Origin of the sequence: Ralstonia sp. GX3-BWBA (assembly GCF_003290055.1) — a bacterium.
GTDB classification, from domain to species: Bacteria; Pseudomonadota; Gammaproteobacteria; order Burkholderiales; family Burkholderiaceae; genus Ralstonia; species Ralstonia holmesii.
Window position 1 is genome coordinate 1,078,833 of the sequence record NZ_QMKS01000009.1, and the last position, 20,833, is coordinate 1,099,665.

The 20,833-nt window shown below is 65.7% G+C and carries 19 protein-coding genes; 15 read left to right on the top strand and 4 right to left on the bottom strand.

The window, feature by feature from the left end; all coding sequences use genetic code 11:
• Positions 1–316: 316 nt before the first annotated feature.
• The 11 genes from DOD19_RS12660 to DOD19_RS12710 all read left to right on the top strand — a co-directional run bounded on the left by DOD19_RS12660 (position 317) and on the right by DOD19_RS12710 (position 11,939).
• The gene (locus tag DOD19_RS12660) at positions 317–1,639 is read left to right on the top strand and encodes a hypothetical protein (RefSeq protein ID WP_112185829.1); all 1,323 of its coding nucleotides are present in this window, start codon (positions 317–319) and stop codon (positions 1,637–1,639) included.
• 163 nt (positions 1,640–1,802) lie between these two features.
• On the top strand, positions 1,803–2,696 hold the full coding sequence (locus DOD19_RS12665) for an HlyC/CorC family transporter (protein WP_024976604.1): 894 nt from the start codon (positions 1,803–1,805) through the stop codon (positions 2,694–2,696).
• 64 nt (positions 2,697–2,760) lie between these two features.
• A complete protein-coding gene (gene lnt / locus DOD19_RS12670) occupies positions 2,761–4,272 on the top strand; it encodes an apolipoprotein N-acyltransferase (RefSeq protein ID WP_024976605.1) in 1,512 nt (503 codons plus the stop codon).
• 175 nt (positions 4,273–4,447) lie between these two features.
• Positions 4,448–5,434 (top strand): glycine--tRNA ligase subunit alpha, encoded by a 987-nt coding sequence (gene glyQ / locus DOD19_RS12675; protein ID WP_024976606.1) that lies wholly within the window; start codon positions 4,448–4,450, stop codon positions 5,432–5,434.
• A complete protein-coding gene (locus tag DOD19_RS12680; RefSeq protein WP_112185830.1) occupies positions 5,431–6,090 on the top strand; it encodes a hypothetical protein in 660 nt (219 codons plus the stop codon). Before glyQ ends, DOD19_RS12680 begins: the two co-directional genes overlap by 4 nt.
• Before the next feature lie 86 nt (positions 6,091–6,176).
• The gene (gene glyS / locus DOD19_RS12685; RefSeq protein WP_112185832.1) at positions 6,177–8,270 is read left to right on the top strand and encodes a glycine--tRNA ligase subunit beta; all 2,094 of its coding nucleotides are present in this window, start codon (positions 6,177–6,179) and stop codon (positions 8,268–8,270) included.
• A gap of 31 nt (positions 8,271–8,301) precedes the next feature.
• A complete protein-coding gene (gene gmhB / locus DOD19_RS12690; protein WP_024976609.1) occupies positions 8,302–8,880 on the top strand; it encodes a D-glycero-beta-D-manno-heptose 1,7-bisphosphate 7-phosphatase in 579 nt (192 codons plus the stop codon).
• A gap of 11 nt (positions 8,881–8,891) precedes the next feature.
• On the top strand, positions 8,892–9,644 hold the full coding sequence (locus tag DOD19_RS12695; RefSeq protein WP_112185833.1) for a lysophospholipid acyltransferase family protein: 753 nt from the start codon (positions 8,892–8,894) through the stop codon (positions 9,642–9,644).
• A complete protein-coding gene (locus DOD19_RS12700; protein ID WP_024976611.1) occupies positions 9,641–10,519 on the top strand; it encodes a SprT family zinc-dependent metalloprotease in 879 nt (292 codons plus the stop codon). Before DOD19_RS12695 ends, DOD19_RS12700 begins: the two co-directional genes overlap by 4 nt.
• A 123-nt stretch (positions 10,520–10,642) precedes the next feature.
• Positions 10,643–11,050 (top strand): lactoylglutathione lyase, encoded by a 408-nt coding sequence (gene gloA, locus DOD19_RS12705; RefSeq protein ID WP_024976612.1) that lies wholly within the window; start codon positions 10,643–10,645, stop codon positions 11,048–11,050.
• Positions 11,034–11,939 (top strand): DMT family transporter, encoded by a 906-nt coding sequence (locus DOD19_RS12710; RefSeq protein WP_112185835.1) that lies wholly within the window; start codon positions 11,034–11,036, stop codon positions 11,937–11,939. The genes gloA and DOD19_RS12710 overlap by 17 nt, the downstream gene beginning before the upstream one ends.
• On the opposite strand, the gene rsmA is transcribed toward DOD19_RS12710, so the two are convergent.
• From rsmA to DOD19_RS12730, 4 genes are all read right to left on the bottom strand, one after another.
• A complete protein-coding gene (rsmA, locus tag DOD19_RS12715) occupies positions 11,926–12,771 on the bottom strand; it encodes a 16S rRNA (adenine(1518)-N(6)/adenine(1519)-N(6))-dimethyltransferase RsmA (protein ID WP_112185837.1) in 846 nt (281 codons plus the stop codon). The two genes, DOD19_RS12710 and rsmA, sit on opposite strands and share 14 nt — an antisense overlap.
• A 31-nt stretch (positions 12,772–12,802) precedes the next feature.
• Positions 12,803–13,819 carry a 4-hydroxythreonine-4-phosphate dehydrogenase PdxA gene (pdxA, locus tag DOD19_RS12720; RefSeq protein WP_112185839.1) on the bottom strand — a complete coding sequence of 339 codons (1,017 nt, stop codon included), beginning with the start codon at positions 13,817–13,819 and terminating at the stop codon, positions 12,803–12,805.
• 87 nt (positions 13,820–13,906) lie between these two features.
• Positions 13,907–15,394, bottom strand: a complete 1,488-nt coding sequence (locus DOD19_RS12725; protein WP_204360053.1) for a peptidylprolyl isomerase — start codon at positions 15,392–15,394, stop codon at positions 13,907–13,909.
• A gap of 7 nt (positions 15,395–15,401) precedes the next feature.
• Positions 15,402–17,831 carry an LPS-assembly protein LptD gene (locus tag DOD19_RS12730; RefSeq protein WP_112186045.1) on the bottom strand — a complete coding sequence of 810 codons (2,430 nt, stop codon included), beginning with the start codon at positions 17,829–17,831 and terminating at the stop codon, positions 15,402–15,404.
• Between the two features lie 176 nt (positions 17,832–18,007).
• Between DOD19_RS12730 and DOD19_RS12735 the strand changes: the two genes are divergently transcribed.
• Genes DOD19_RS12735 through murU form a run of 4 tightly spaced genes read left to right on the top strand, consistent with a single transcriptional unit; the run spans position 18,008 to position 20,830 of the window.
• Positions 18,008–19,069, top strand: a complete 1,062-nt coding sequence (locus DOD19_RS12735; RefSeq protein WP_112185843.1) for an aminoglycoside phosphotransferase family protein — start codon at positions 18,008–18,010, stop codon at positions 19,067–19,069.
• The gene (locus tag DOD19_RS12740) at positions 19,069–19,797 is read left to right on the top strand and encodes an AzlC family ABC transporter permease (RefSeq protein WP_112185844.1); all 729 of its coding nucleotides are present in this window, start codon (positions 19,069–19,071) and stop codon (positions 19,795–19,797) included. Before DOD19_RS12735 ends, DOD19_RS12740 begins: the two co-directional genes overlap by 1 nt.
• Positions 19,794–20,120 carry an AzlD domain-containing protein gene (locus DOD19_RS12745; RefSeq protein ID WP_112185846.1) on the top strand — a complete coding sequence of 109 codons (327 nt, stop codon included), beginning with the start codon at positions 19,794–19,796 and terminating at the stop codon, positions 20,118–20,120. Before DOD19_RS12740 ends, DOD19_RS12745 begins: the two co-directional genes overlap by 4 nt.
• A gap of 17 nt (positions 20,121–20,137) precedes the next feature.
• Positions 20,138–20,830, top strand: a complete 693-nt coding sequence (gene murU / locus DOD19_RS12750; RefSeq protein WP_112185848.1) for an N-acetylmuramate alpha-1-phosphate uridylyltransferase MurU — start codon at positions 20,138–20,140, stop codon at positions 20,828–20,830.
• Positions 20,831–20,833: the final 3 nt, after the last annotated feature.

Genomic DNA, 20,833 nt, shown 5'->3' on the forward strand with positions numbered 1-20,833 from the left:
ATGTTCCATTCTTGCAGCATGCCGTTTCAACGGTGAATCAACCCGTATTGACGCAAACCCAGTCCTGACAACGGTTTACGGGTTCTCCTCCGCCATTCGGCGCATGCTCGCGCCGTTCGAATCGCGCATACACGTCGCACAGGCCGTCCGCCATCCGGGACCCTTGCTGCTCTCCGTATGGCGCATGGGTTTTGCCGTAGCGATTTCTATCCTCCACGCATAAGCCGCCGCTCGAGCGCGCTTCACGAATTCGGCGCAAACGAGCGCCATCGGCCAGCCCGCGCACAGACGGGCAAGGCCACGCGGGGAGGTCATCATGCGTCAACGCTTCATGGATAGCATTCCGTGGGCCACGCTGCTGCTTGGCGTGGGTGTCGGCACGGCGCTCGCGGTCACGCCGCGCATCGCACACGCTGATCACAAGCAATCATGCTATGCGGGCATCGTCGTCGTCTTCGACGGCGCCTGGCATCCGGGCGCGGTGGTCGGCTGCCGCACGGTCAACATCTCGGACAGCAACAACGTGATCGGCGCAGAAGTGAACCTGATGGTCGCGCAAGGCACCATCCGGCCGCGTGTGCAGGCGGTGGTGGGCAGCACGAGCGTGCAGGCACTCATTGGCGGCGGCTACGACTTTGCGAGCAGCAAGGCGCTGGTGGGCGTCGGAGCCACGGGCGACCACTGGCTCGCTGGCGTCGACATGGAAATCGCCGGACGTTGGACAGCCTACGGCGGCGCGAGCACGCTGGGCCGGTATCACAGCAATTCGCATCCCGCAGACCCGGCACCAGCCGCAACCACGCCGACGAGCAACAACGACGCACCGCCACCCACCGGCAACAACACGCCGCCGTCCAAGCCCAGTCCCACACCGGCACCAGCACCGGCACCTGGCGCATCGCCCAGCCCCGGCCCCGCTCCGGCCCCAACACCCAGCCCCGGGCCGAGTCCATCGCCAACCCCGAGTCCGACGCCTGCTCCAACGCCAACGCCAACCCCGAGTCCGAGTCCGACGCCAACGCCTGCCCCAACGCCCACGCCGAGCCCATCGCCAGTCCCTTCGCCGTGCGGAAGCTGCCACGGCGGCGGTCACCACCACGGGCACCACCATGATCACGACCACGATCATGACCACGGTGGTCATCACGGCGGTGAACATGACCATGGTGGCAATGGCAACCACGACGGTGACCACGATCACGGCGGCGATGGCAACCATGGTGGCGACCACGATCATGGCGGCAACGGCAATCACGGCGGTGACCACGATCATGGCGGCGATGGCAATCACGGTGGCGACCACGACCATGGCGGCAACGGCAACCACGGCGGTGATCACGATCACGGCGGCGATGGCAACCATGGTGGCAATCACGATCATGGCGGCGATGGCAACCACGACGGTGATCGCGACCACGGCGGTGACGGCAACCACGGCGGTGACCACGACCACGGCGGTGACGGCAACCACGGCGGTGACCACGATCACGGCGGCAACGGCGACGACCCTGGCGGACACAGCCCGCATCACGGTCAGGGCGATGGCGACCACGGCCAGAACGACAATCACCAAGGCAACGAAGGCAGCAACACGCACGGCAACGGCCAGCAACGCGGCGGCGACGGCGGACGCGACTGACCGCTCCCCCTTCGGCAGATCGTCCGTCCTTAACGCGCCCGAACCCGGCCTCCAGATGTGAAATAAACCGCACTTCAGGAGGCCGGGCGGCCACCCCGCGTCATCGGGACGGCAGGGCTTTTGGTGTATGCTGGGCCGATGTTTAACGACGCGCGACCGCGCCATGAATGATCCGTATCCCAGTCCGAAGCCAGCCGACAAACCCCGTACGCTGCTGGAACGCCTGACCGACCTCATCTCGCCCGAGCCCGAATCGCGGGCCGAGCTGCTCGAAATCCTCCAAGACGCCCATGCGCGCAACCTGATCGACGCCGACTCCTTGTCGATGATCGAAGGCGTCTTCCAGGTCTCAGACCTGTGCGCGCGCGACATCATGATCCCGCGCGCGCAGATGGATGCGCTCAACATCGCCGACGCGCCGTCAGAATTCATCCCGTTCGTGCAAGAAGCCGCGCATTCGCGCTTCCCCGTCTACGAGGGCAGCCGCGACAACATCATCGGCATCCTGCTCGCCAAGGACCTGCTGCGCTTCTACACCGACGAACGCTTCGACGTGCGCGACATGCTGCGCCCGGCCGTGTTCATCCCCGAATCCAAGCGACTGAACGTGCTGTTGCGCGACTTCCGCGTCAACCGCAACCACATCGCCATCGTCGTTGACGAATACGGCGGGGTGGCCGGCCTCATCACCATCGAAGATGTGCTCGAACAGATCGTCGGCGACATCGAGGACGAATACGACTTCGACCAGGAAGAAGACAACATCCTGCCGACCGCCGACGGCCACATGCGCGTGCGCGGGCTGACCGAAATCAGCCAGTTCAACGAAGCCTTCGGCACGCATTTTTCCGACGAAGACGTCGATACCGTGGGCGGGCTGCTGTCCAACCACCTGGGCCGCGTGCCGCACCGTGGCGAGAAGATCGTCATGGGCACGCTGCAGTTCGACGTGCTGCGCGCCGATGCGCGCCAGGTGCAGGTGCTGCTCGTGCGCCGCCTCACCACGCCGGCCGGCGGCAATGCCACGGCCGACACTTCTGGTTCCCACCCCGCCTGATCTTTCCGTGCCCGCTCAGTTCTCTTCCCCTGCCGCACCGTCCCGTCGGCAGGACGCCCAAGCTGTGCCGCTCGCGCGGCTGCGCTTTGCAATGCCTGTGGCAGCGCTGCTTGGCGTCATGCATACGCTGTCGTTCGCGCCGAACCACTGGTGGTGGCTGCAGATCCTTTCGTTGACGGGGCTGGCCGCGCTCGTGCAGCGCGCGCCGCGCTTGCGTGATGCGGCATGGGTTGGCTATGCCTTCGGACTCGGCTGGTTCCTCTCGGGCGTCTGGTGGCTCTATATCAGCATGCACGTCTACGGCGACATGCCGGCATGGATGGCGGCGCTGGCCGTGCTGCTGTTCGCCGGCTATCTGGCGCTGCATCCAGCGCTGGCGGTGTGGGCATGGCAGTGGCTAACGCGACGCGGACGGTGGTCCGGTACCGCATCCGCGCTGGTATTTGGCGCGGCATGGGCCGTCACGGAGTGGCTGCGCGGCACGGTCTGGACGGGCTTTCCCTGGATCAACGGCGGCTACGCTCACACCGATGGCCCGCTGGCCGGCTACGCGCCGCTGGTGGGCGTATACGGAATCGTGCTGATCGCAGCCGTGCTGGCTGGTCTGCTGTGCGTCGCGGCCGAGCGACGCCTGCACTGGCTGGCGGGCATCGCCGGTGCGCTCGTGCTGGTGGCCGGCTGGCCGCTGCACGGCATTGCGTGGACGCAACCGGTGGGCAAGCCCATTTCCGTACGCCTCTTGCAGGGCAATGTGCCGCAGGACGTGAAGTTCCAGCAGACCGGCATCGAGCGCTCGCTGGAGCTGTACACCAAGATGGTCACCGAGAAGCCCGCGCAACTCGTGGTCACGCCCGAGACGGCCTTCCCGATCATGATTCAGGAGATGCCGCAGGAGATCGCGCTGGCCATCCGTACCTACGTGGATACCACCGGCTCCAGCGTGCTCTTTGGCGCCGCCAGCGAGGACTCGCGTGTCGACTACACCAACAGCGTGTTCGGCGTCGGCCCGCAACTCCAGGGCGTGTACCGCTACAACAAGCACCACCTCGTGCCCTTCGGCGAGTTCATCCCCTTCGGCTTCCACTGGTTCGTCAACATGATGAACATGCCGCTGGGCGACTTCCGGCGCGGCCTGCCCGTGCAGCCGCCCATGGCGGTGGCCGACCAACGCGTCGCACCCAACATCTGCTACGAGGATTTGTTTGGCGAGGAAATTGCCGCATCGCTGCGACATGCGGATCAGCCCGCCACGATGCTCGCCAACGTGACGAACCTTGCGTGGTTTGGCGACACGATCGCGTTGGACCAGCACCTGCAGATCTCGCGCATGCGCGCACTGGAAACGGGCCGTCCGATGCTGCGCGCCACCAACACGGGAGCGACCGCCGTGGTGCGGCCGGACGGCAGCGTACAGGCCCGCCTGCCCGTCTTCACGCTTGGCACGCTGCAGACTGACGTGCAGGGCATGCAAGGCTTGACGCCATTCGTGCGTGCCGGCAACGCGCCTGCACTGGCCCTGGGCGCGCTGGTTCTGCTGGTGGCATTCGTGCGCCGCCGCCGGGCATCGGCAGATTGATCGTTCAGCGTCCGGAGGGCTTTCGAGCCACTTTCCGGAGTCGCTGACAAAAAACGCTAAAATTCAACGTTTTACGGCGGGCACGGAGCCAGGCGCTTCTCGTGCCCGCCGCTGCATTCCACCGTCGCGCGGCGCAACGCACGTTCCGTGCCGCCGCGGACCAACGGGTACCACCATGCTCACCTTCCAGCAACTCATTCTCAAGCTGCAGTCGTACTGGGACGCCCAGGGCTGCGCCCTGCTGCAGCCGATCGACCTCGAAGTCGGCGCCGGCACGTCGCACGTGCACACCTTCCTGCGCGCGATCGGCCCTGAGCCGTGGCGTGCCGCCTACGTGCAACCGTCGCGCCGCCCCAAGGACGGCCGCTACGGCGAGAATCCGAACCGCCTGCAGCATTACTACCAGTACCAAGTGGTGCTCAAGCCTGCACCGGAAAACATCCTCGATCTGTACCTCGGTTCGCTGGAAGCGCTGGGCCTGGACCTGAAGCAGAACGACGTGCGCTTTGTCGAAGACGACTGGGAAAACCCCACGCTCGGCGCCTGGGGCCTGGGCTGGGAGGTGTGGCTCAACGGCATGGAAGTCACGCAATTCACGTACTTCCAGCAAGTCGGCGGCCTCGACTGCAAGCCTGTGACCGGTGAGATCACCTACGGCATCGAACGTCTGGCGATGTACCTGCAGCAGGTCGAGAACATCTACGACCTGGTCTGGACGGAGTGGGAAGAGCCGGGCCCGAATGGCCCCGTGAAGCGCCGCCTGACCTACGGCGACGTCTATCACCAGAACGAAGTCGAGCAATCGACGTACAACTTCGAGCAGGCCGACACGACTGTGCTGTTCCGCCGCTTTGCCGAGCACGAAGCCGAAGCCAAGCGCCTGATGGGCGTGCGCGCAGAAGGTGACGCCGCCGCCGAGGGCGACGCACCTGTCGTGCAACTGGCCCTGCCCGCCTACGAGCAAGTGCTCAAGGCCGGCCACACCTTCAACCTGCTGGACGCACGCGGCGCGATTTCGGTGACGGAGCGCGCAGCCTACATCGGCCGTATTCGCAACCTGTCGCGTCTGGTCGCGCAGGCCTACTACGACTCGCGCGAGCGCCTGGGCTTCCCGATGTGCGGCACGGCCGCTGCCGCCGCCAAGACCACGGAGGCCGCATGACGGCCAACCGAGCACGGCGTGGCCTGGCGCTGCTGACGGCAGCGTCCATCGCCGCGCTGGCGCTACCGGCGAGCGTCGCGCAAGCGGCGCGGCATCGCACGTCCAAGGCGGCATCGACAGAGAAGGTTTTTGTCGTGCCCAGCACCCTGACGCAGCTTTGCGTGGCCGATTCCAAGCCGCTTCAGCAAGCGCTGAGCACGGCGTGGACGCCGCCGCCGCCGTCGATCGATCAATGGACGAGCTTGGTGCGCACGATGGCCTGCGACCTGTCCGGCGCGCGTGACCTCGGCTGGCATCGCGTGCCGTTGCGCACGTATGCGACGGCCCTGCGCTTCCCGCTCACGTGGGTGGAGTGGCAAGGCACCGGCGCAAAGGCACAGCGCCGTGCGCGCGTGTTCCGTTCGGCGGGGCAACTGCCGAGCCGTCTGGAATTCAACGTGTCCGGCACGCTGCAAGAGGTGCGTTACGACGCGCGACGCGGCTTGCTGTCGGCCCGCTTCCTGCGCCGCGATGCGGCTGCGCCCGGCACCACCCCTGCGCCGATTGCGCCGCCTCCGCCGCCGAGCCAGTGCGCCGGCACGCAATTGCAGTTCCAGCAGCAGAACGGCGTGTGGCTGCTGTCGGGCGTGGAGCCCGTGCCCGGCTCGCCCTGCTGATCACTGAACCGAACAACACAACGTACCGCCGCAACTGATCTGAACACCAAGCGGCGCAGAACAACGACGTCACCGATTCAAACGCTATGTCCACCCTCCTGATCGAACTGCTGACCGAAGAACTGCCGCCCAAGGCGCTGGCCCGCCTGGGCGAGGCGTTTGCGCGCGGCCTGTTTGACGGTCTGTCGGCGCAAGGCCTGCTCGAAGAGGGCGCCGCCGTGGAAGGTTTTGCCACGCCGCGTCGCCTGGCTGCATCGATCACCGGCGTGCGCCGCACCGCGCCCGATCGCGAGCTGCGCGAGAAGGTGCTGCCCGTGACCATCGCCTTCGATGCCGAGGGCAAGCCTGCCGCGCCGCTCGTCAAGAAGCTGGCTGCGCTGGCCAAGACCGTGGGCGTGGGCGCCATCGCGCCCGAATCGCTCGAACGCGCGCCCGACGGCAAGGCCGAAGCGCTGTTCTATCGCTATACCGCGCGCGGCGCCGTGCTGGCCGACGGCCTGCAGACTGCACTGTCGCAGACCATCGCCAACCTTCCGATCCCGAAGGTGATGACGTATCAGCGCCCGAACGGCGAGAACGTTCAGTTCGTGCGCCCCGCACACAAGCTGATCGCACTGTTCGACAGCGAAATCATCCCTGTCAGCGCATTTGGCCTGCAAGCGGGCAACGTGACGCTGGGCCACCGTTTCCTGTCGGCCGGCGAAATCGTCATCAAAGACGCTACATCGTATGCGAGCGCGCTGGAGTCGCAGGGCAAGGTCATCGCCAGCTATGGCAAGCGCAAGGAAGCCATCCGCGCCGAACTGCTCAAGACGGCCGGCGCCGATACGGTGGTCATGCCCGAAGCGCTGCTCGATGAGGTGAACGCGCTGGTCGAATGGCCTGTGGTCTACCCTTGCCATTTCGAGGAAGCCTTCCTCGCCGTGCCGCAGGAGTGCCTGATCCTGACCATGCAGACCAACCAGAAGTACTTTGCACTGACCGATGCACAAGGGCACCTGCGCAACCGCTTCCTGATCGTCTCGAACATCGCCACGGGCACGCCCGAGGCCATCATTCAAGGCAACGAACGCGTGGTCCGCCCGCGCCTGGCCGACGCCCGCTTCTTCTTCGAGCAGGACAAGAAAAAGCCGCTGGCCGATCGTGTGCCGTTGCTTTCGCGCGTGGTCTATCACAACAAGATCGGCACGCAGCTTGAGCGTGTGTCGCGCCTGCAGGCCATCGCCGGCCAACTGGCCGAGAAGCTCGGCGCGGATGTGGCACACGCCTCGCGCGGCGCGTTGCTGGCCAAGGCCGATCTGCTGACCGACATGGTGGGCGAGTTCCCCGAGCTGCAGGGCACGATGGGCACTTACTACGCCCGCCACGATGGCGAGCCCGACGACGTGGCGCTGGCCTGCTCCGAGCATTACCAGCCGCGCTTTGCCGGCGATGCGCTGCCCAGCACCGCCACCGGTACCGTGGTGGCACTGGCCGACAAGCTGGAAACGCTGGTCGGTATCTGGGGCATCGGCCTGCAACCCACGGGGGAGAAAGACCCGTTCGCGCTGCGCCGCCACGCCCTGGGCATCCTGCGCATGCTGATCGAAAAGCCGCTCGCGCTCACGATCGACGATGCCCTGCAGATTGCCGCTGCCAGCTTCGACGGCATCGCCGCTGTCAAACCGGACCTGGCCGCCATCTCCGACTTCCTGTACGACCGCCTGCGCGGCTACCTGAAGGACAAGGGCTACAGCACCAACGAGGTGGAAGCCGTGGTGAGCCAGCGGCCGCAGCGGCTGGACGACATCGTCGCGCGCCTCGAAGCCGTGCGCGCCTTTGCTGCCCTGCCTCAGGCAGAAGCGCTGGCCGCCGCCAACAAGCGCATCACCAACATCCTGAAGAAGACCGACGTGGCCATTGGTGCCGTGCAGCCGCAACTGCTCAAGGAAGACGCCGAGCGTGCGCTGCACCAGGCCGTGGCTTTGTCGGAGCCACAAGTGCACGATGCCTTCGCACGCGGCGATTTCACCACCGCGCTCAAGACGCTGGCTGGTCTGCGCGAAGCGGTCGACACTTTCTTCGACGGCGTGATGGTGATGGCCGACGACACCGCGCTGCGCGACAACCGCCTCGCTCTGCTGGGTGAACTGCACGGCTTGATGAACCGCGTCGCGGACATCTCCAAGCTGGCCGCCTGATCGGCACCCCAAGCACCGTTCGGAGCCCACCATGCCCCATGTTCCCAAACTGGTGATTCTCGACCGCGATGGCGTCATCAACCGCGACAGCGACCAGTTCATCAAGTCGCCAGACGAGTGGATCGCCCTCGACGGCAGCCTGGAAGCCATTGCAGAGCTGAACCAGGCCGGCTACCAGGTGGTGGTGGCAACCAACCAGTCGGGCATCGGACGCGGCCTGTTCGAGGCCGCCGCGCTCAACGCCATGCACGAGAAGATGTACAAGGCGCTGGCCACCTACGGCGGGCGCGTCGATGCCGTCTTCTTCTGCCCGCACACCGCCGCCGATGCGTGCGAGTGCCGCAAGCCCAAGTCCGGCATGCTCCGCGAGATTGCACGCCGCTTCGACATGGACCTGACGGGCGTGCCGGTCGTGGGTGACTCGCTGCGCGACCTGCAAGCCGGCGTCGAAGTCGGCGCCGTTCCGCACCTCGTACTGACCGGCAAGGGCGCCAAGACCCGCGATGCCGGCGACCTGCCCCCAGGCACCCAGATTCATGAGGACCTGCGTGCGTTTGCGCGTGCGCTGCTATCCCCTGCGCCCCAGGGCACGCCCACGCGCGCCCCTTGAATTCGCCCCCAATGACTTTTATCCGTTCGCTGCTGTACCTGGTTTTCTTGATCTTCTGGACACCGATTTATGCGGTGGCCTGCTTCATCGTCTTTCCGTTCATGAACCCGCACCGCCGCTTCTGGATGGTGTCCGGCTGGACGAAGTCTGCCATCTGGATGGCGCGCTGGCTGCTCGGCATCCGCTGGCAATACCAGGGCTGGGAGAACATCGAGGAAGCCGTCGCCACCAACAAGCAGGTGGTGCTGCTTTCCAAGCATCAGTCGGCGTGGGAAACCATGGCCTATGTTGCGACCATGCCGCGCCCGCTGTGCTACGTGTTCAAGCGCGAGCTGCTGTATGTACCGTTCTTCGGATGGGCGCTCGGCATGCTCAAGATGGTGCACATCAACCGCAAGGACGGCGCCAATGCGTTCACCTCGGTCGCGCGCCAGGGCAAAGAGCGCCTTGCAGACGGCGCATGGGTGATCATGTTTCCGGAAGGCACGCGCACGCGCTCGGGCGACCCGAAGCCGCGCTACAAGAGCGGCGGTGCGCGCTTTGCCGTGGATACCGGCGCATGGGTCATTCCCATCGCGCACAACTCCGGCCGGGTGTGGCCGCGCAATTCGTTCCTGAAGCATCCGGGCTTGATCACGCTTTCGGTCGGGCCAGCCATTTCGAGCGCCGGCAAGACCAGCGACGAACTCAACCGCGAAGTCGAAGCGTGGATCGAAGCAGAAATGCGTAGAATCGACGCCGATAGCTACCGCGAGCACGCATGAAACTGCTGCGCCCACCGACTTCACCCACCACCGCCGACAGCGTCCAGCTTGAGCTGCCGCTGCTCGCGCCCGAAGCCCCGTCGCCTTCGCAGCCGCCTGACGCGTCCCTCCTCGCCCCGCCCGCACTCGACTTTTCCACCGCACCGCTCGGCCCCAACCAGCGCCGTCTGACGCTGGGCGAGCGCGCGCTCATCTATAACCTCAAGCGTTCGTCGCGGCGCACCATCGGCTTTGTCATCGACGACCGCGGCCTGTCGATCACGGCACCGCGCTGGGTCACACTCGCCGAGATCGAGCACGCCATCGCCGAAAAGCAGAAGTGGATCTTCGCCAAGCTGGCCGAATGGCGCGCGAACGCCGCACGCCGCATGCTGCCGCCCATGGAGTGGCAGGACGGCGCCGCGCTGCCGTTCCTCGGCAAAACGATCACGCTTAAGCTGGAATCGCCCATCGGCGCGTTGATGTTCGATGCCGACGCCAGCATGCTGCACCTGGGCCTGCCGCCCAGCACCACCGAGCAGCAGATCAAGGACCGCGTACAAGGCTGGCTGCAGACGCAGGCGCGACGCCTCTTCGGCGAACGCCTTGAGGTGTATGCCGAGCGCCTGGGCGTGCGGCACAGCGCGTATGCGCTGTCCTCAGCGGCCACGCGGTGGGGAAGCTGCACCGCCGACGGCAAAATCCGTCTGAACTGGCGCCTCGTGCATTTCCCGCTGAGTCTGATCGACTACGTGGTTGCGCATGAGCTCGCGCATCTCAAGGAAATGAACCACAGCCCGCGTTTTTGGGACACGGTGGAGTCGATCTTTCCGGAGTTTCGTGAGGCGCGCGAACAACTGCGCTCGCATCCGCCGGAATACTTGCCGGCATTCTGATTCGCCTCGCCCCCGCCGCAACGGCGTAAGAGGGATGCGGCTGCAGCAAAAACCCCTCGCCTGCACGCTCCGCCACACCCTCCTACAATATGGCCTTCCGCAGTCCCCCAGGAAGGAAATCCCATGCGAATGCTCCACACCATGCTGCGCGTCGGCGACATGCAGCGATCGATCGACTTCTACACCAAGGTGCTCGGCATGCAGCTGCTGCGCACCAGTGATAACCCGGAATACAAATACTCCCTCGCGTTCGTCGGCTACGGCCCGGAGGCCGGCAACACCGTCATTGAGCTGACCTACAACTACGGCGTGAGCGAATACGACCTCGGCTCAGCGTTCGGCCACCTTGCCATCGAGGTCGACAATGCCGCGCAAGCCTGCGACCAGATTCGCAACGCGGGCGGCAAGGTCACGCGCGAAGCCGGCCCGGTCAAGGGCGGCAGCACCATCATTGCGTTTGTGGAAGATCCGGACGGCTACAAGATCGAGCTGATCCAGGCGCGCTCGATGCCCGATGGCAACCGCCACTGACGCCATCCGCCGGCCGCTGGACGGCACCGCCATCGGCCTGATGGTGGTGCTGTGCATGTGCTGGGGCTTTCAGCAGGTCGCCATCAAGGTGGCCGCGCACGACGTGGGCCCCGTCATGCAGGCTGGCGTGCGTTCGGCAATTGCGTCAGTCCTGGTGTTCGCATTTGCGCTCTGGCGCGGCACGTGCCTCTCGTTGCGCGACGGCACGCTGGCCGGCGGCCTGATAGCCGGCGTGCTGTTCGGCGTCGAGTTCCTGTGCATCTTCATCGGCCTTGGCTACACGACCGCTTCGCGCATGGCGGTGTTCCTCTACACCGCCCCCATCTTCACCGCGCTCGGCCTGCATTTCTTTGTGCCGGGCGAGCACCTGCGCCCGCGCCAGTGGGCGGGCATCGGCATTGCGTTTGCGGGGATCGTGCTGGCGTTTGCCGACGGTGTCCTGCACCCGGCGGCCGGGCCGTCGACCTCGTTGGGCGACGCGCTGGGCGTGGTGGCAGGCGCGCTGTGGGGCGCGACGACCATCGTCGTGCGGGCAAGCAAGCTCTCCGAAGCACCGGCGGCGAAGACGCTGCTGTACCAATTGGCCGTCTCGGCCGTGCTGCTGCTGTTGATGGCCGCCGGCACCGGCCAGGTCTTTACCGCGAACCTCACGCCCACGGCGCTGGCCAGCCTTGCTTACCAATCCGTGCTGATTGCATTCGCCAGTTACCTGACGTGGTTCTGGCTGCTGCGCCGCTACCTGGCGTCGCGGTTGTCGGTGTTCTCGTTCCTGACGCCGCTGTTTGGCGTGGCGTTTGGCGTGCTGCTGTTGCACGAGCCGGTGGGCCTGCGGTTTGCGCTGGCGGCGGTGCTCGTGCTGTCGGGCATCCTGCTGGTCAATCTTCGCTAAGAGCGGAAACGCTGCCGGCGATGCGGTTGGCCGGCAGCGCATTCGCCACCGCCACGAATTCTTCTACCGGCACTTCTTCTGCGCGGCGGCCCAGATCAAAGCCAAGCGCTTCGAAATCGATCACGTCGCGCAGCGCCCCCAGCGTGTTGCGCAGCACCTTGCGCCGCTGCGAAAACGCCATCGTCACCACCGTGCCCAGAGCGCGCATGTCGACCGGCGCATACGGCGATTTATCGGCCGGCCAGGGAATCATCCGCACCACCGCTGAATCCACCTTGGGCGGCGGGTTGAACGAGCCCGGCGGCACCTCCAGCACCAGCTCCATGTAGTAGCGCACCTGCAGCATCACCGACAACCGGCTGAACGCCTTGCTACCCGGCGCGGCCACCATGCGCTCAACCACCTCTTTCTGCAGCATGAAATGCTGATCGCGCACACGATCGGCGAACGTAGCCAGATGGAACAGCAGCGGGCTCGAGATGTTGTATGGCAGGTTGCCGACGATGCGCAGCGGCCGGTCTGCCTCCACCAGCGAACCGAAATCAAACGCGAGTGCATCACCTGCATGCACGATCAGCCGATCGCCGAAACGCTTCTGCAAGCGCGCGACGAGGTCACGGTCCAGCTCGACCACTTGCAGCGTGCGCACGCGCTCCATGAGCGGCACGGTGAGCGCGCCCAGCCCCGGGCCGATCTCGACGAGCACATCGTCGGGCTTCGGATCAATGGCGGCAACAATGGCGTGGATCACGCCGTCATCGACCAGGAAGTTCTGGCCGAAGCGCTTGCGGGCCTGGTGCCCCTGGTGAACGCCGGTCGTGGATCGTGCCATTGCGAACTCGAAATCGAAAAGGTGAAGAAACTCAGGAACGTACCGTGTGCCGCGCCATGGCGATGGCGGTATCGATCGCCTCGATCATGCTGCCGAACTCGGCGCGACCCGTGCCCGCCAGGTCCAGCGCCGTACCGTGGTCCACCGACGTGCGCACGAACGGCAGGCCCAGCGTGATGTTCACGCCATGCCCAAAGGTGCCGTACTTGAGCGGCGCCAAGCCTTGGTCGTGGTACATCGCCAGCACGCAATCGGCGTCTGCCAGAAGGCGCGGCTGGAACAGCGTATCGGCTGGATACGGACCGCGCGCATCGATTCCACGCGCACGCGCACGCGCGATGGCCGGCTCGATCACCTCGAGCTCTTCGCGGCCGAGGTGACCTGATTCACCCGCATGCGGATTCAACCCCGTCACGAGGATGCGCGGTGCGGTCAAGCCGAAGCGTGTGCGCAAATCACGTTGCACGATGTCGAGCGTTTCGTCGAGCACTGCTGGCGTGATGGCGTCCGGCACCTCGCGCAGCGGCAAATGCGTCGTCGCCAGCGCGACGCGCAGCATGGCGTTGTCGTGCGCCGGCTGCGGGCCAGCGAGCATCATCACCACGCGCGGCGTGCGGCTGCGCTCCGCCAGGTATTCGGTGTGGCCGGTAAACGGCACGCCTGCGTCGTTGATCGTGCTCTTCTGCACCGGCGCCGTGACCATCGCGTCGTAACGGACGCCGTCCGCCGTGCCAACCTGGCAGCCGTCGATGGCTGCATCGAGCAGGTCCAGCACATAGGGACCGTTGGCGGCATCAAGCACGCCAGCGCGCACCGGCGCACCCAGCGGGCGCTCCACAATAGTCAGCGCCGTGGAGGCAACGCGCCAGAAATCGCCCTGCCCGATCGCATCAGCGCGCGCCTGCAGCAATGCCGCGTCGCCAATCACGTGCCACTGCACATCGGCGTAGCGCGGCGACGCCTGCCGCGCCAAATGCAGCAACGCGGCCACGGTGATGTCGGGGCCGATACCGGCAGGTTCTCCGGTGGTGATGGCAATGTTCAGCATGCAGCGCTTTCCTGCAATGATTTCCGATCGGTCTAGAAACGCCACGGCCGCCCGCAGGCGGCCGTGAGCGATGCGGATCTCCGTAGCTTACTGCTGACGGTTCACACGGTATTCCACGTGTGCCGAGTCGCGCAGCTCACGCAGCCAATCTTCATAGGCGGCCTGCACCTTCTGCTCGCGAATCACAGAGCGTGCGTAGTCGCGCTGGCGATCTCCCGACACCTCGGCCTCGCGGCGGCCCTCCACTTGGATCAGATGCACTCCGAACTGGCTCTGCACCGGCTGCGATACATCGCCCGGCTTGAGCTGGTTCATCGCCTGCTCGAATTCCGGCACGAGCTGACCCGGGGACACCCAGCCCAGCTCGCCACCCGCACCGGCCGAACCGTCCTGCGAATACCGGCGTGCCGCATCGCCAAAGTCATAGCCGTGGACGATCCGATCACGTAGGCCCACCAACTGGCGGCGCGCGTCGTCCGCGGACATCGTCGGACCGGTCTTGATCAGGATGTGGCGCACTTGCGTCTGCTGCACCTTGGCGGCAATCGCCGTGCTCGGTGCGCGCTTCTCCAACAGCTTGATCACGTGATAGCCGGCCGGGCTTTCTACCACTTGGCTCGCTACTTGGCCGGCCTTCATGTCGACCACGGCGTTGGCAAACACAGCCGGCAAGCGACCGATCGGACGCAGCCCAAGTTCGCCGCCTTGCGAGGCATCCGGCGCGCCAGAATTGTCACGGGCCAGCTTGGCGAAATCCGCACCGCCCTGTGCCTGTTTGAGCAGAGCCTCGGCCTTGCTGCGCGCTGCGGCCTTCTCGGCATCCGTGGCGCCTTCGGCGACCGGCACGAGAATCTGCGCGACGTTGTATTGCTGCTCGCCAGCCGGGGCCGTTCTGCCGCCCTGCTGCGCCAGATAGTTGTCGATCTCGCCGTCGTAGACCTGCACCTTGGAGTCGACCTCACGCTCACGCAGGCGAGCCAGCAGGATTTCCTGACGCAGGTCGTCGCGGTACTTGTCGTACGTCATGCCGGCGTCCTTCAGCTTGCTCTTGAGCTGCGGCACGGACAGGTTGTTGCGCTGGGCCACGCTTTCCACGGCACGATCCACATCGGCGTCGGACACGCGGATGCCGCTTTCCTTGGCGGTCTGCGCCTGCACACGCTCCAGGATCAGTTGCTCAAGCACTTCACCGAGCATATCTGCGCGCGGCGGCAGCGGACGATTCTGCGCGCGGAACGTACGCTCAACCAGATCCGCGCGGTTGAGCAGTTCGCGGCGGGTGATGACGTCGGTGTTGACCACGGCCACCACCTCGTCGACCAACTGGCTGCGCGGCGCACCCGGAGCCGTCGGCTCGGGCAGCGTGCCCTGCAGCAGCGGCTGGCTCGGCGACGAACCCGGGTTGGCGAAGATGCCGCGCACGGGTGCGCTCTTCTTTGCCGATTGCGCCTGCTGCGCGTGGACGGCTGGCGACAGCGTGGTCCCCGCCATCAGCGCGACCAGCACGCCGGTGGCAACACGCAAGCGGCCCAGAGGAGCCACACGCGTGGCGAAAGCGGTTGATTGGAAAGCCATGATGTCGTTATTCATATTGATCCAGCACGGACGGCGTGATCGGCTGTGCGGTCACCGGCTGGTAGCCGGGCACGTTCAGACGAATCACGTCGATCGGATTGTTCCCCACCTTCGACAAACCCTTGAATTCGATCTGGGCAAAGATATGCGTCGTATAGCCCGAAACCGCATTGCTGTAGCGCTGTACCGCCAGTCGGCCGACCCAGCAGTCCGCCACATATTCAAGGCCAAGCAGCATATCCGATGGCTTGCGCGCATCCAGGTCGTAGCCGATGCGGCCCAGACCGTAGAGGCGCCGTGTAATCGGCCACTGCGTTGAGATATCGGCCTGTTCCAGCGGCAGCTGACCGGTATTGGCGTCTTGCCGGTAATAGCGGTAGCCGAGGTTGATCACCTTGTTGGCTTCCGGCTTCCAGCTGAATGCGACGGTCGAGCGCATGATGCGGTCGATGTCCTGATTGTACTGAAGGTTCGTATCGAAAAAGATGCCGCGGAACATCTGGATCGTAGTCGCGCCCAGAAGGTCCGAATAGCGGCGCACCGACGTCGGTGCCGCACCGGCCAGCGTCACGCGCTGGCCTTCGAAATCGATACGCTGCGCGATCGTGGCACGCAAACGCTCAATGCCCGATTCCGCTTCAATAAAGCGCGTAGTCACGCCCGCCGTCAGTTTGTTGTTATCGGCAATGCGGTCGTAACCCGTGTATGGGTTCTCGGTAAAGATCTGGCCGAGGTTGTAGTCCGACTGCGCAGTATCGAACAGCGGGATCTGCGACTGGTCGCGATACGGCGTGTACACGTAGAACACGCGCGGCTCCAGCGTCTGGATGTAGCTCACGCCAAACAACTTGGTGACCAGTGGCGCATCGCGCTCGAAGGTCATGCCCGAATCGAGCGAGAACGTCGGCAGCGTGCGATTGATCTGCGTGTCCTGCGTATCACCTGCAGGACGGTCCAGTCGATACGATGTGGCGTTCAGGATGAACTTCGGTGTCACAAACCAGCCCGGCCGGATGATCGGATAGCTGATCGTCGGCTGCATGAACAGACGTTCGCCCTGGACGGTGTTGGCCGTCGGGATCGAAAACCGCGTGTAGTCGGTTTGGAAGTTAATGTCGAAGCCACCCGCGTCGTATCGCGTGTACGACAGGTTCAACTGTGGTGTCCGCTCGTATGGCGCTGCCAGCGGCGTAGTAGTGGTTGACAGTGTCTGGAACTTCTGCACGCGCGCCTGAGCCACCCAGTCGCCGACGGAATAGGTGACGCCGCCTTCCTGCGTGTACTGGCGCTGCGTCGCCGTGACGATGCTGCGGCCAAGGTCATCCGGATAGGTGTTATCGGAGACCTTGTTGTAGTTGATGTAGCCAGTCAGGCCAGGCGCCAGGCGCTGCGTGTGTACTGCCGAAATCGACCAGCGGTTGCGGCCTGCTTCGCGGTCATCGGGCAGGAATTCGCCGCGCAGGACGCCGCTGTACGACGTATCAAGATAGCGGTATTCGGCACCAAGCTGCAGACCACGCTGACTCAGCAGACGCGGGTACAACGTCAGATCGCGATTCGGCGCGATGTTGAAGTAGTACGGCAGCGTGACGTCCGTCCCGCTGCGGCTGTTGTAGCCGAAGACCGGTGCCAGGAAACCGCTGCGGCGGTCGTCATTGAGCGGAAAATCCATGATCGGCGCGGCAAACACCGGCACGCCGAAGAAATGCAGCACGCCGTTGCGGCCAGTACCGACCTGGCGATCGCTGTCGATGTCGATGCGGCTCGCGCTGAAGTACCAGTCGACATTGTCGGGCGAGCACGTGGTGTACGTACCGCGCGTGATGCGGCTGTTGTCCTTGTCGATGAAGTCGATGCGGTCTGCGGTACCGTGCCCGCCCGTAGTGTGGAACTCGTAGGTCGGCGTGCTGATGGTGCCTTCGTTGGCGGTGACCTTGAGCTTGGCATCCGGGCCGGTGACAAGCGTGCCGCCCTTGAACAGCCGCACGTTGCCGGTGGCGGTCGCAACGTCGGTGTCCTGGTTGTAGTCGAGGGTGTCGCCCTTGAGCACCGACCCATTGCGGCGCAATTCGCCATTGCCGCGCAGATGAATGTCTTCGTTGGTGCGGCCGTCCATCTTGTCGGCCGCGGTAAAGGTGGGGACAGCGTTGTCCGGTCGCTGGACGGGCTCGGCCATCTTGGGCACCAGCGGACTGCCGCCGGGCGTGGTCGGGCCGGACGTGGCCAGCGCTGTCACCGACGAGGCCGGGGTGACAGCAGGCGCCGTCGCTTGCGTGGTGTCCGCGCTCTGCGCCGCGGACGTCGCCGTCCAGACACCGGCCACCGCGAACACCAGCGGGCGCAATGCCAGCGTGCCGCGCCGGATGGCGGGCCGCTGATCGGGCGCGGCAACAGCAGCGCGCTGCCGGTTTTTCCTGGCTCGGTTCGGTTCGGTCATGCAGATCGGGAACAGGGCCGCACGCGCAACGGCACGCACAGGCACAAAATCAGTCAGTACTGCGGTCAATCCCGCCGCCGGACGCGGCCTGGACAGGGCCGGCGCTCGCTCGCGGCGAAACTCGGTCGGGTATTATACGGGGCTTCCTTCCAGCCACATTCCAGCATTCTCTCAGCATGGCTTCGACCCCTGGCGCCGCAGCAGGCGCAACCGACGCACGTCTCAGTCAACTGCGCGACTGGCTCGGCACATTGCCCGCCGCCCACGGCCTGCGCATCGACACGCTGCAGCCCGCTTCGGCCGATGCCAGCTTCCGCCGTTATTTCCGCCTGGACAGCGCCAACGGCACGCTGGTGGTCATGGACGCCCCGCCGCCGCAGGAAGACTGCCGCCCGTTCGTTCATGTGGCGGGCCTGCTGAATGGCGCCGGCGTGCATGCACCTCAGGTGCTGGAGCAGGATCTCGCGCAGGGCTTCCTCCTGCTGACCGACCTGGGCCCGCAAACGTATTTGCAATCGCTGCGCGAACGCGATTTCGACCTCGCCTACGCCGACGCGCTGTTCCGCCCCGCCATCCATACCCTGGTGCGCTGGCAGTTGGCCTCGCGCGAAGGCGAGTTGCCGTCGTACGACGAAGCGCTGCTGCGCCGCGAGCTGTCGCTGTTTCCCGACTGGTATGTCGATCGCCATCTGCAACGCCCGTTGGACACCGCCCAGCGCGAATCGCTCGACAAAGTGTTCAAGCTGCTGGTCGACAGCGCCCTGGCCCAGCCCCGCGTGTACGTCCACCGGGACTACATGCCGCGCAACCTGATGATCAACGCGGCCGACCCATCGCAGCCGGGCGTGCTGGACTTCCAGGATGCTGTCTACGGCCCGATCACCTACGACGCCGCCTCGCTGCTGCGCGATGCATTCCTGTCGTGGGATGAAGAGCAGGAGCTGGATTGGGCCGTGCGCTACTGGGAAGCTGCCCGCGCCGCCAAGCTGCCGGTGGATGAAGACTTCGGCGAGTTCTACCGCGCGCTCGAATGGATGGGCGCACAACGCCATCTGAAGGTGGCCGGCATCTTCGCGCGCCTGCGCTACCGCGACGGCAAGACCGGCTACGTGGAAGACACCCCGCGCTTCATCGCCTACCTGCGCCGTGTGTGCAGCCGCTACAACGCGCTGGCGCCGTTGGCCCGCCTGCTCGATCAACTCGAAGATCGCGCGCAGCAGATCGGCTACACGTTCTGATGGCTTCCCCCCGCGCCGCCGAGTTTCGCGCCGGCATGCTGGCACTCGCGCCCATGCTGCTGGGCGTGGTGCCGTTCGGCATGATCTACGGCGTGCTGGCCACGTCCGCCGGCATGCCCGCGTGGCTTGCCGTGGCGATGAGCGCCATCGTTTTCGGTGGCGCCTCGCAGATGATCCTCGTGCAGTTGTGGGCCGGTGGCGCGCCCGCGCTGGTGATTGCAGCGACGGTATCGATGGTGAATCTGCGGCACGCGCTCTACTCAGCCAGCATTGCACCAACGCTGGCGCACCTGCCGCGCCGCTGGAAATGGCTGATCGCCTATCTGCTGACCGACGAAGCGTTCGCCGCCATGAACCGTCGGGTTGTCACCGCGCAGCCCGGCAGCGAGGAAGCCGCCTACCGCCACTGGCATTTTCTAGGCGCTGGCGTGGCGTTGTGGTCGAGCTGGCAGGCGTCGACGATCGTCGGCGTGGTGCTGGGCGCGCAAGTGCCTGCGACTTGGCCGCTCGACTTCTTCCTCCCGCTCACGTTCATCGCCATCGTGGTGCCGGCGCTGCGTACGCGTGCGCAACTGGCCGCCGCCCTGACCGGCGCCGCGCTGGCCGTGGCGTGGACGGGCTGGCCGCACAAGCTCGGGCTGATGAGCGCGGCGTGTGTCGGCATTGCCGTCGGCGCGCTGATTGAGCGCCTGCTCGCCCGACCGTCCGACAAGGGGGCTACCGCATGAAAGCCCTCATCCTCTTCGGCGTGTTGCTGATTTCCGGCGCGGCCACCTACCTGATCCGCCTATCGTTCATCGCGCTGGAAGGGCGCATGAATCTGCCGATGTGGTTCCGCAGCGCCCTGCCCTACGTGCCGGCCGCGATGCTGACCGCGCTGATCGCGCCCGACCTGCTGATGCGCGACGGCGCGCTCGCGGTGTCGATCGACAACCCGCGCCTGCTTGCCGGCATCGTCGCCATCGTCATCGCACGGGTGACGAAGAGTGCGATGTGGACCATCGTCGGTGGCATGGCTGTGCTGCTGATTCTCATGAAGGTGATGGCTTGAATTCCACGACGCGTGCCATGATTTTTGCGGCGGGCCGCGGCGACCGCATGCGCCCGCTGACCGACCACACGCCCAAGCCCCTGCTCAACGTGGGCGGCAAACCGCTGATCGTCTGGCAGATCGAGCGCCTGGCTGCGGCAGGCGTGCGCGACATTGTCATCAACCACGCGTGGCTCGGCGCGCAGATCGAAGCCACGCTCGGGGATGGCAGCACGTGGGGCGTGCGCCTCGCGTATTCACCGGAAGGGCAAGCGTTGGAAACCGCAGGTGGTGTCGCCCAGGCCATGCCGCTGCTGCATGCCGGCGATGGGCACAGCGTATTCATTGCCGTCAGCGGCGACGTGTTCTGCGATTACGACTACGCCGTACTGCGGGACCGGGCGCCGGCAATGGCCGCGCAAGCGGCGCCCAGCATGCACCTGGTGATGGTGCCCAATCCGCCTTACCACGTGCGCGGCGATTTCGCCCTGGATGACGAAGGCACGCTCCACGCCGACGGCCCCGAGCGCCTCACGTTCGGCAACATCGGCTTGTACGACACGCGCCTGTTTGCCGGCATCGCGCCCGGCACGCGGCTGGCGATGACGCCGCTGTACCACCAGGCGATCGCAGAAGGCCGCGCCACCGGTGAGCGCTTCGACGGCCGCTGGGAAAACGTCGGCACGCCGGCCCAGCTGGCCGCACTCGACGCCGAAGTTGCGGCGCGCTGAGCG

What these genes read in the sequence shown, in the direction of transcription:
- DOD19_RS12660 (WP_112185829.1), top strand. Translation starts at nt 317, where the DNA reads ATGCGTCAACGCTTCATGGATAGCATTCCGTGGGCCACGCTGCTGCTT.
- DOD19_RS12665 (WP_024976604.1), top strand. Translation starts at nt 1,803, where the DNA reads ATGAATGATCCGTATCCCAGTCCGAAGCCAGCCGACAAACCCCGTACG.
- glyQ (WP_024976606.1), top strand. Translation starts at nt 4,448, where the DNA reads ATGCTCACCTTCCAGCAACTCATTCTCAAGCTGCAGTCGTACTGGGAC.
- DOD19_RS12680 (WP_112185830.1), top strand. Translation starts at nt 5,431, where the DNA reads ATGACGGCCAACCGAGCACGGCGTGGCCTGGCGCTGCTGACGGCAGCG.
- glyS (WP_112185832.1), top strand. Translation starts at nt 6,177, where the DNA reads ATGTCCACCCTCCTGATCGAACTGCTGACCGAAGAACTGCCGCCCAAG.
- gmhB (WP_024976609.1), top strand. Translation starts at nt 8,302, where the DNA reads ATGCCCCATGTTCCCAAACTGGTGATTCTCGACCGCGATGGCGTCATC.
- DOD19_RS12695 (WP_112185833.1), top strand. Translation starts at nt 8,892, where the DNA reads ATGACTTTTATCCGTTCGCTGCTGTACCTGGTTTTCTTGATCTTCTGG.
- DOD19_RS12700 (WP_024976611.1), top strand. Translation starts at nt 9,641, where the DNA reads ATGAAACTGCTGCGCCCACCGACTTCACCCACCACCGCCGACAGCGTC.
- gloA (WP_024976612.1), top strand. Translation starts at nt 10,643, where the DNA reads ATGCGAATGCTCCACACCATGCTGCGCGTCGGCGACATGCAGCGATCG.
- DOD19_RS12710 (WP_112185835.1), top strand. Translation starts at nt 11,034, where the DNA reads ATGGCAACCGCCACTGACGCCATCCGCCGGCCGCTGGACGGCACCGCC.
- rsmA (WP_112185837.1), bottom strand. Translation starts at nt 12,771, where the DNA reads ATGGCACGATCCACGACCGGCGTTCACCAGGGGCACCAGGCCCGCAAG.
- pdxA (WP_112185839.1), bottom strand. Translation starts at nt 13,819, where the DNA reads ATGCTGAACATTGCCATCACCACCGGAGAACCTGCCGGTATCGGCCCC.
- DOD19_RS12725 (WP_204360053.1), bottom strand. Translation starts at nt 15,394, where the DNA reads ATGGCTTTCCAATCAACCGCTTTCGCCACGCGTGTGGCTCCTCTGGGC.
- DOD19_RS12730 (WP_112186045.1), bottom strand. Translation starts at nt 17,831, where the DNA reads ATGACCGAACCGAACCGAGCCAGGAAAAACCGGCAGCGCGCTGCTGTT.
- DOD19_RS12735 (WP_112185843.1), top strand. Translation starts at nt 18,008, where the DNA reads ATGGCTTCGACCCCTGGCGCCGCAGCAGGCGCAACCGACGCACGTCTC.
- DOD19_RS12740 (WP_112185844.1), top strand. Translation starts at nt 19,069, where the DNA reads ATGGCTTCCCCCCGCGCCGCCGAGTTTCGCGCCGGCATGCTGGCACTC.
- DOD19_RS12745 (WP_112185846.1), top strand. Translation starts at nt 19,794, where the DNA reads ATGAAAGCCCTCATCCTCTTCGGCGTGTTGCTGATTTCCGGCGCGGCC.
- murU (WP_112185848.1), top strand. Translation starts at nt 20,138, where the DNA reads ATGATTTTTGCGGCGGGCCGCGGCGACCGCATGCGCCCGCTGACCGAC.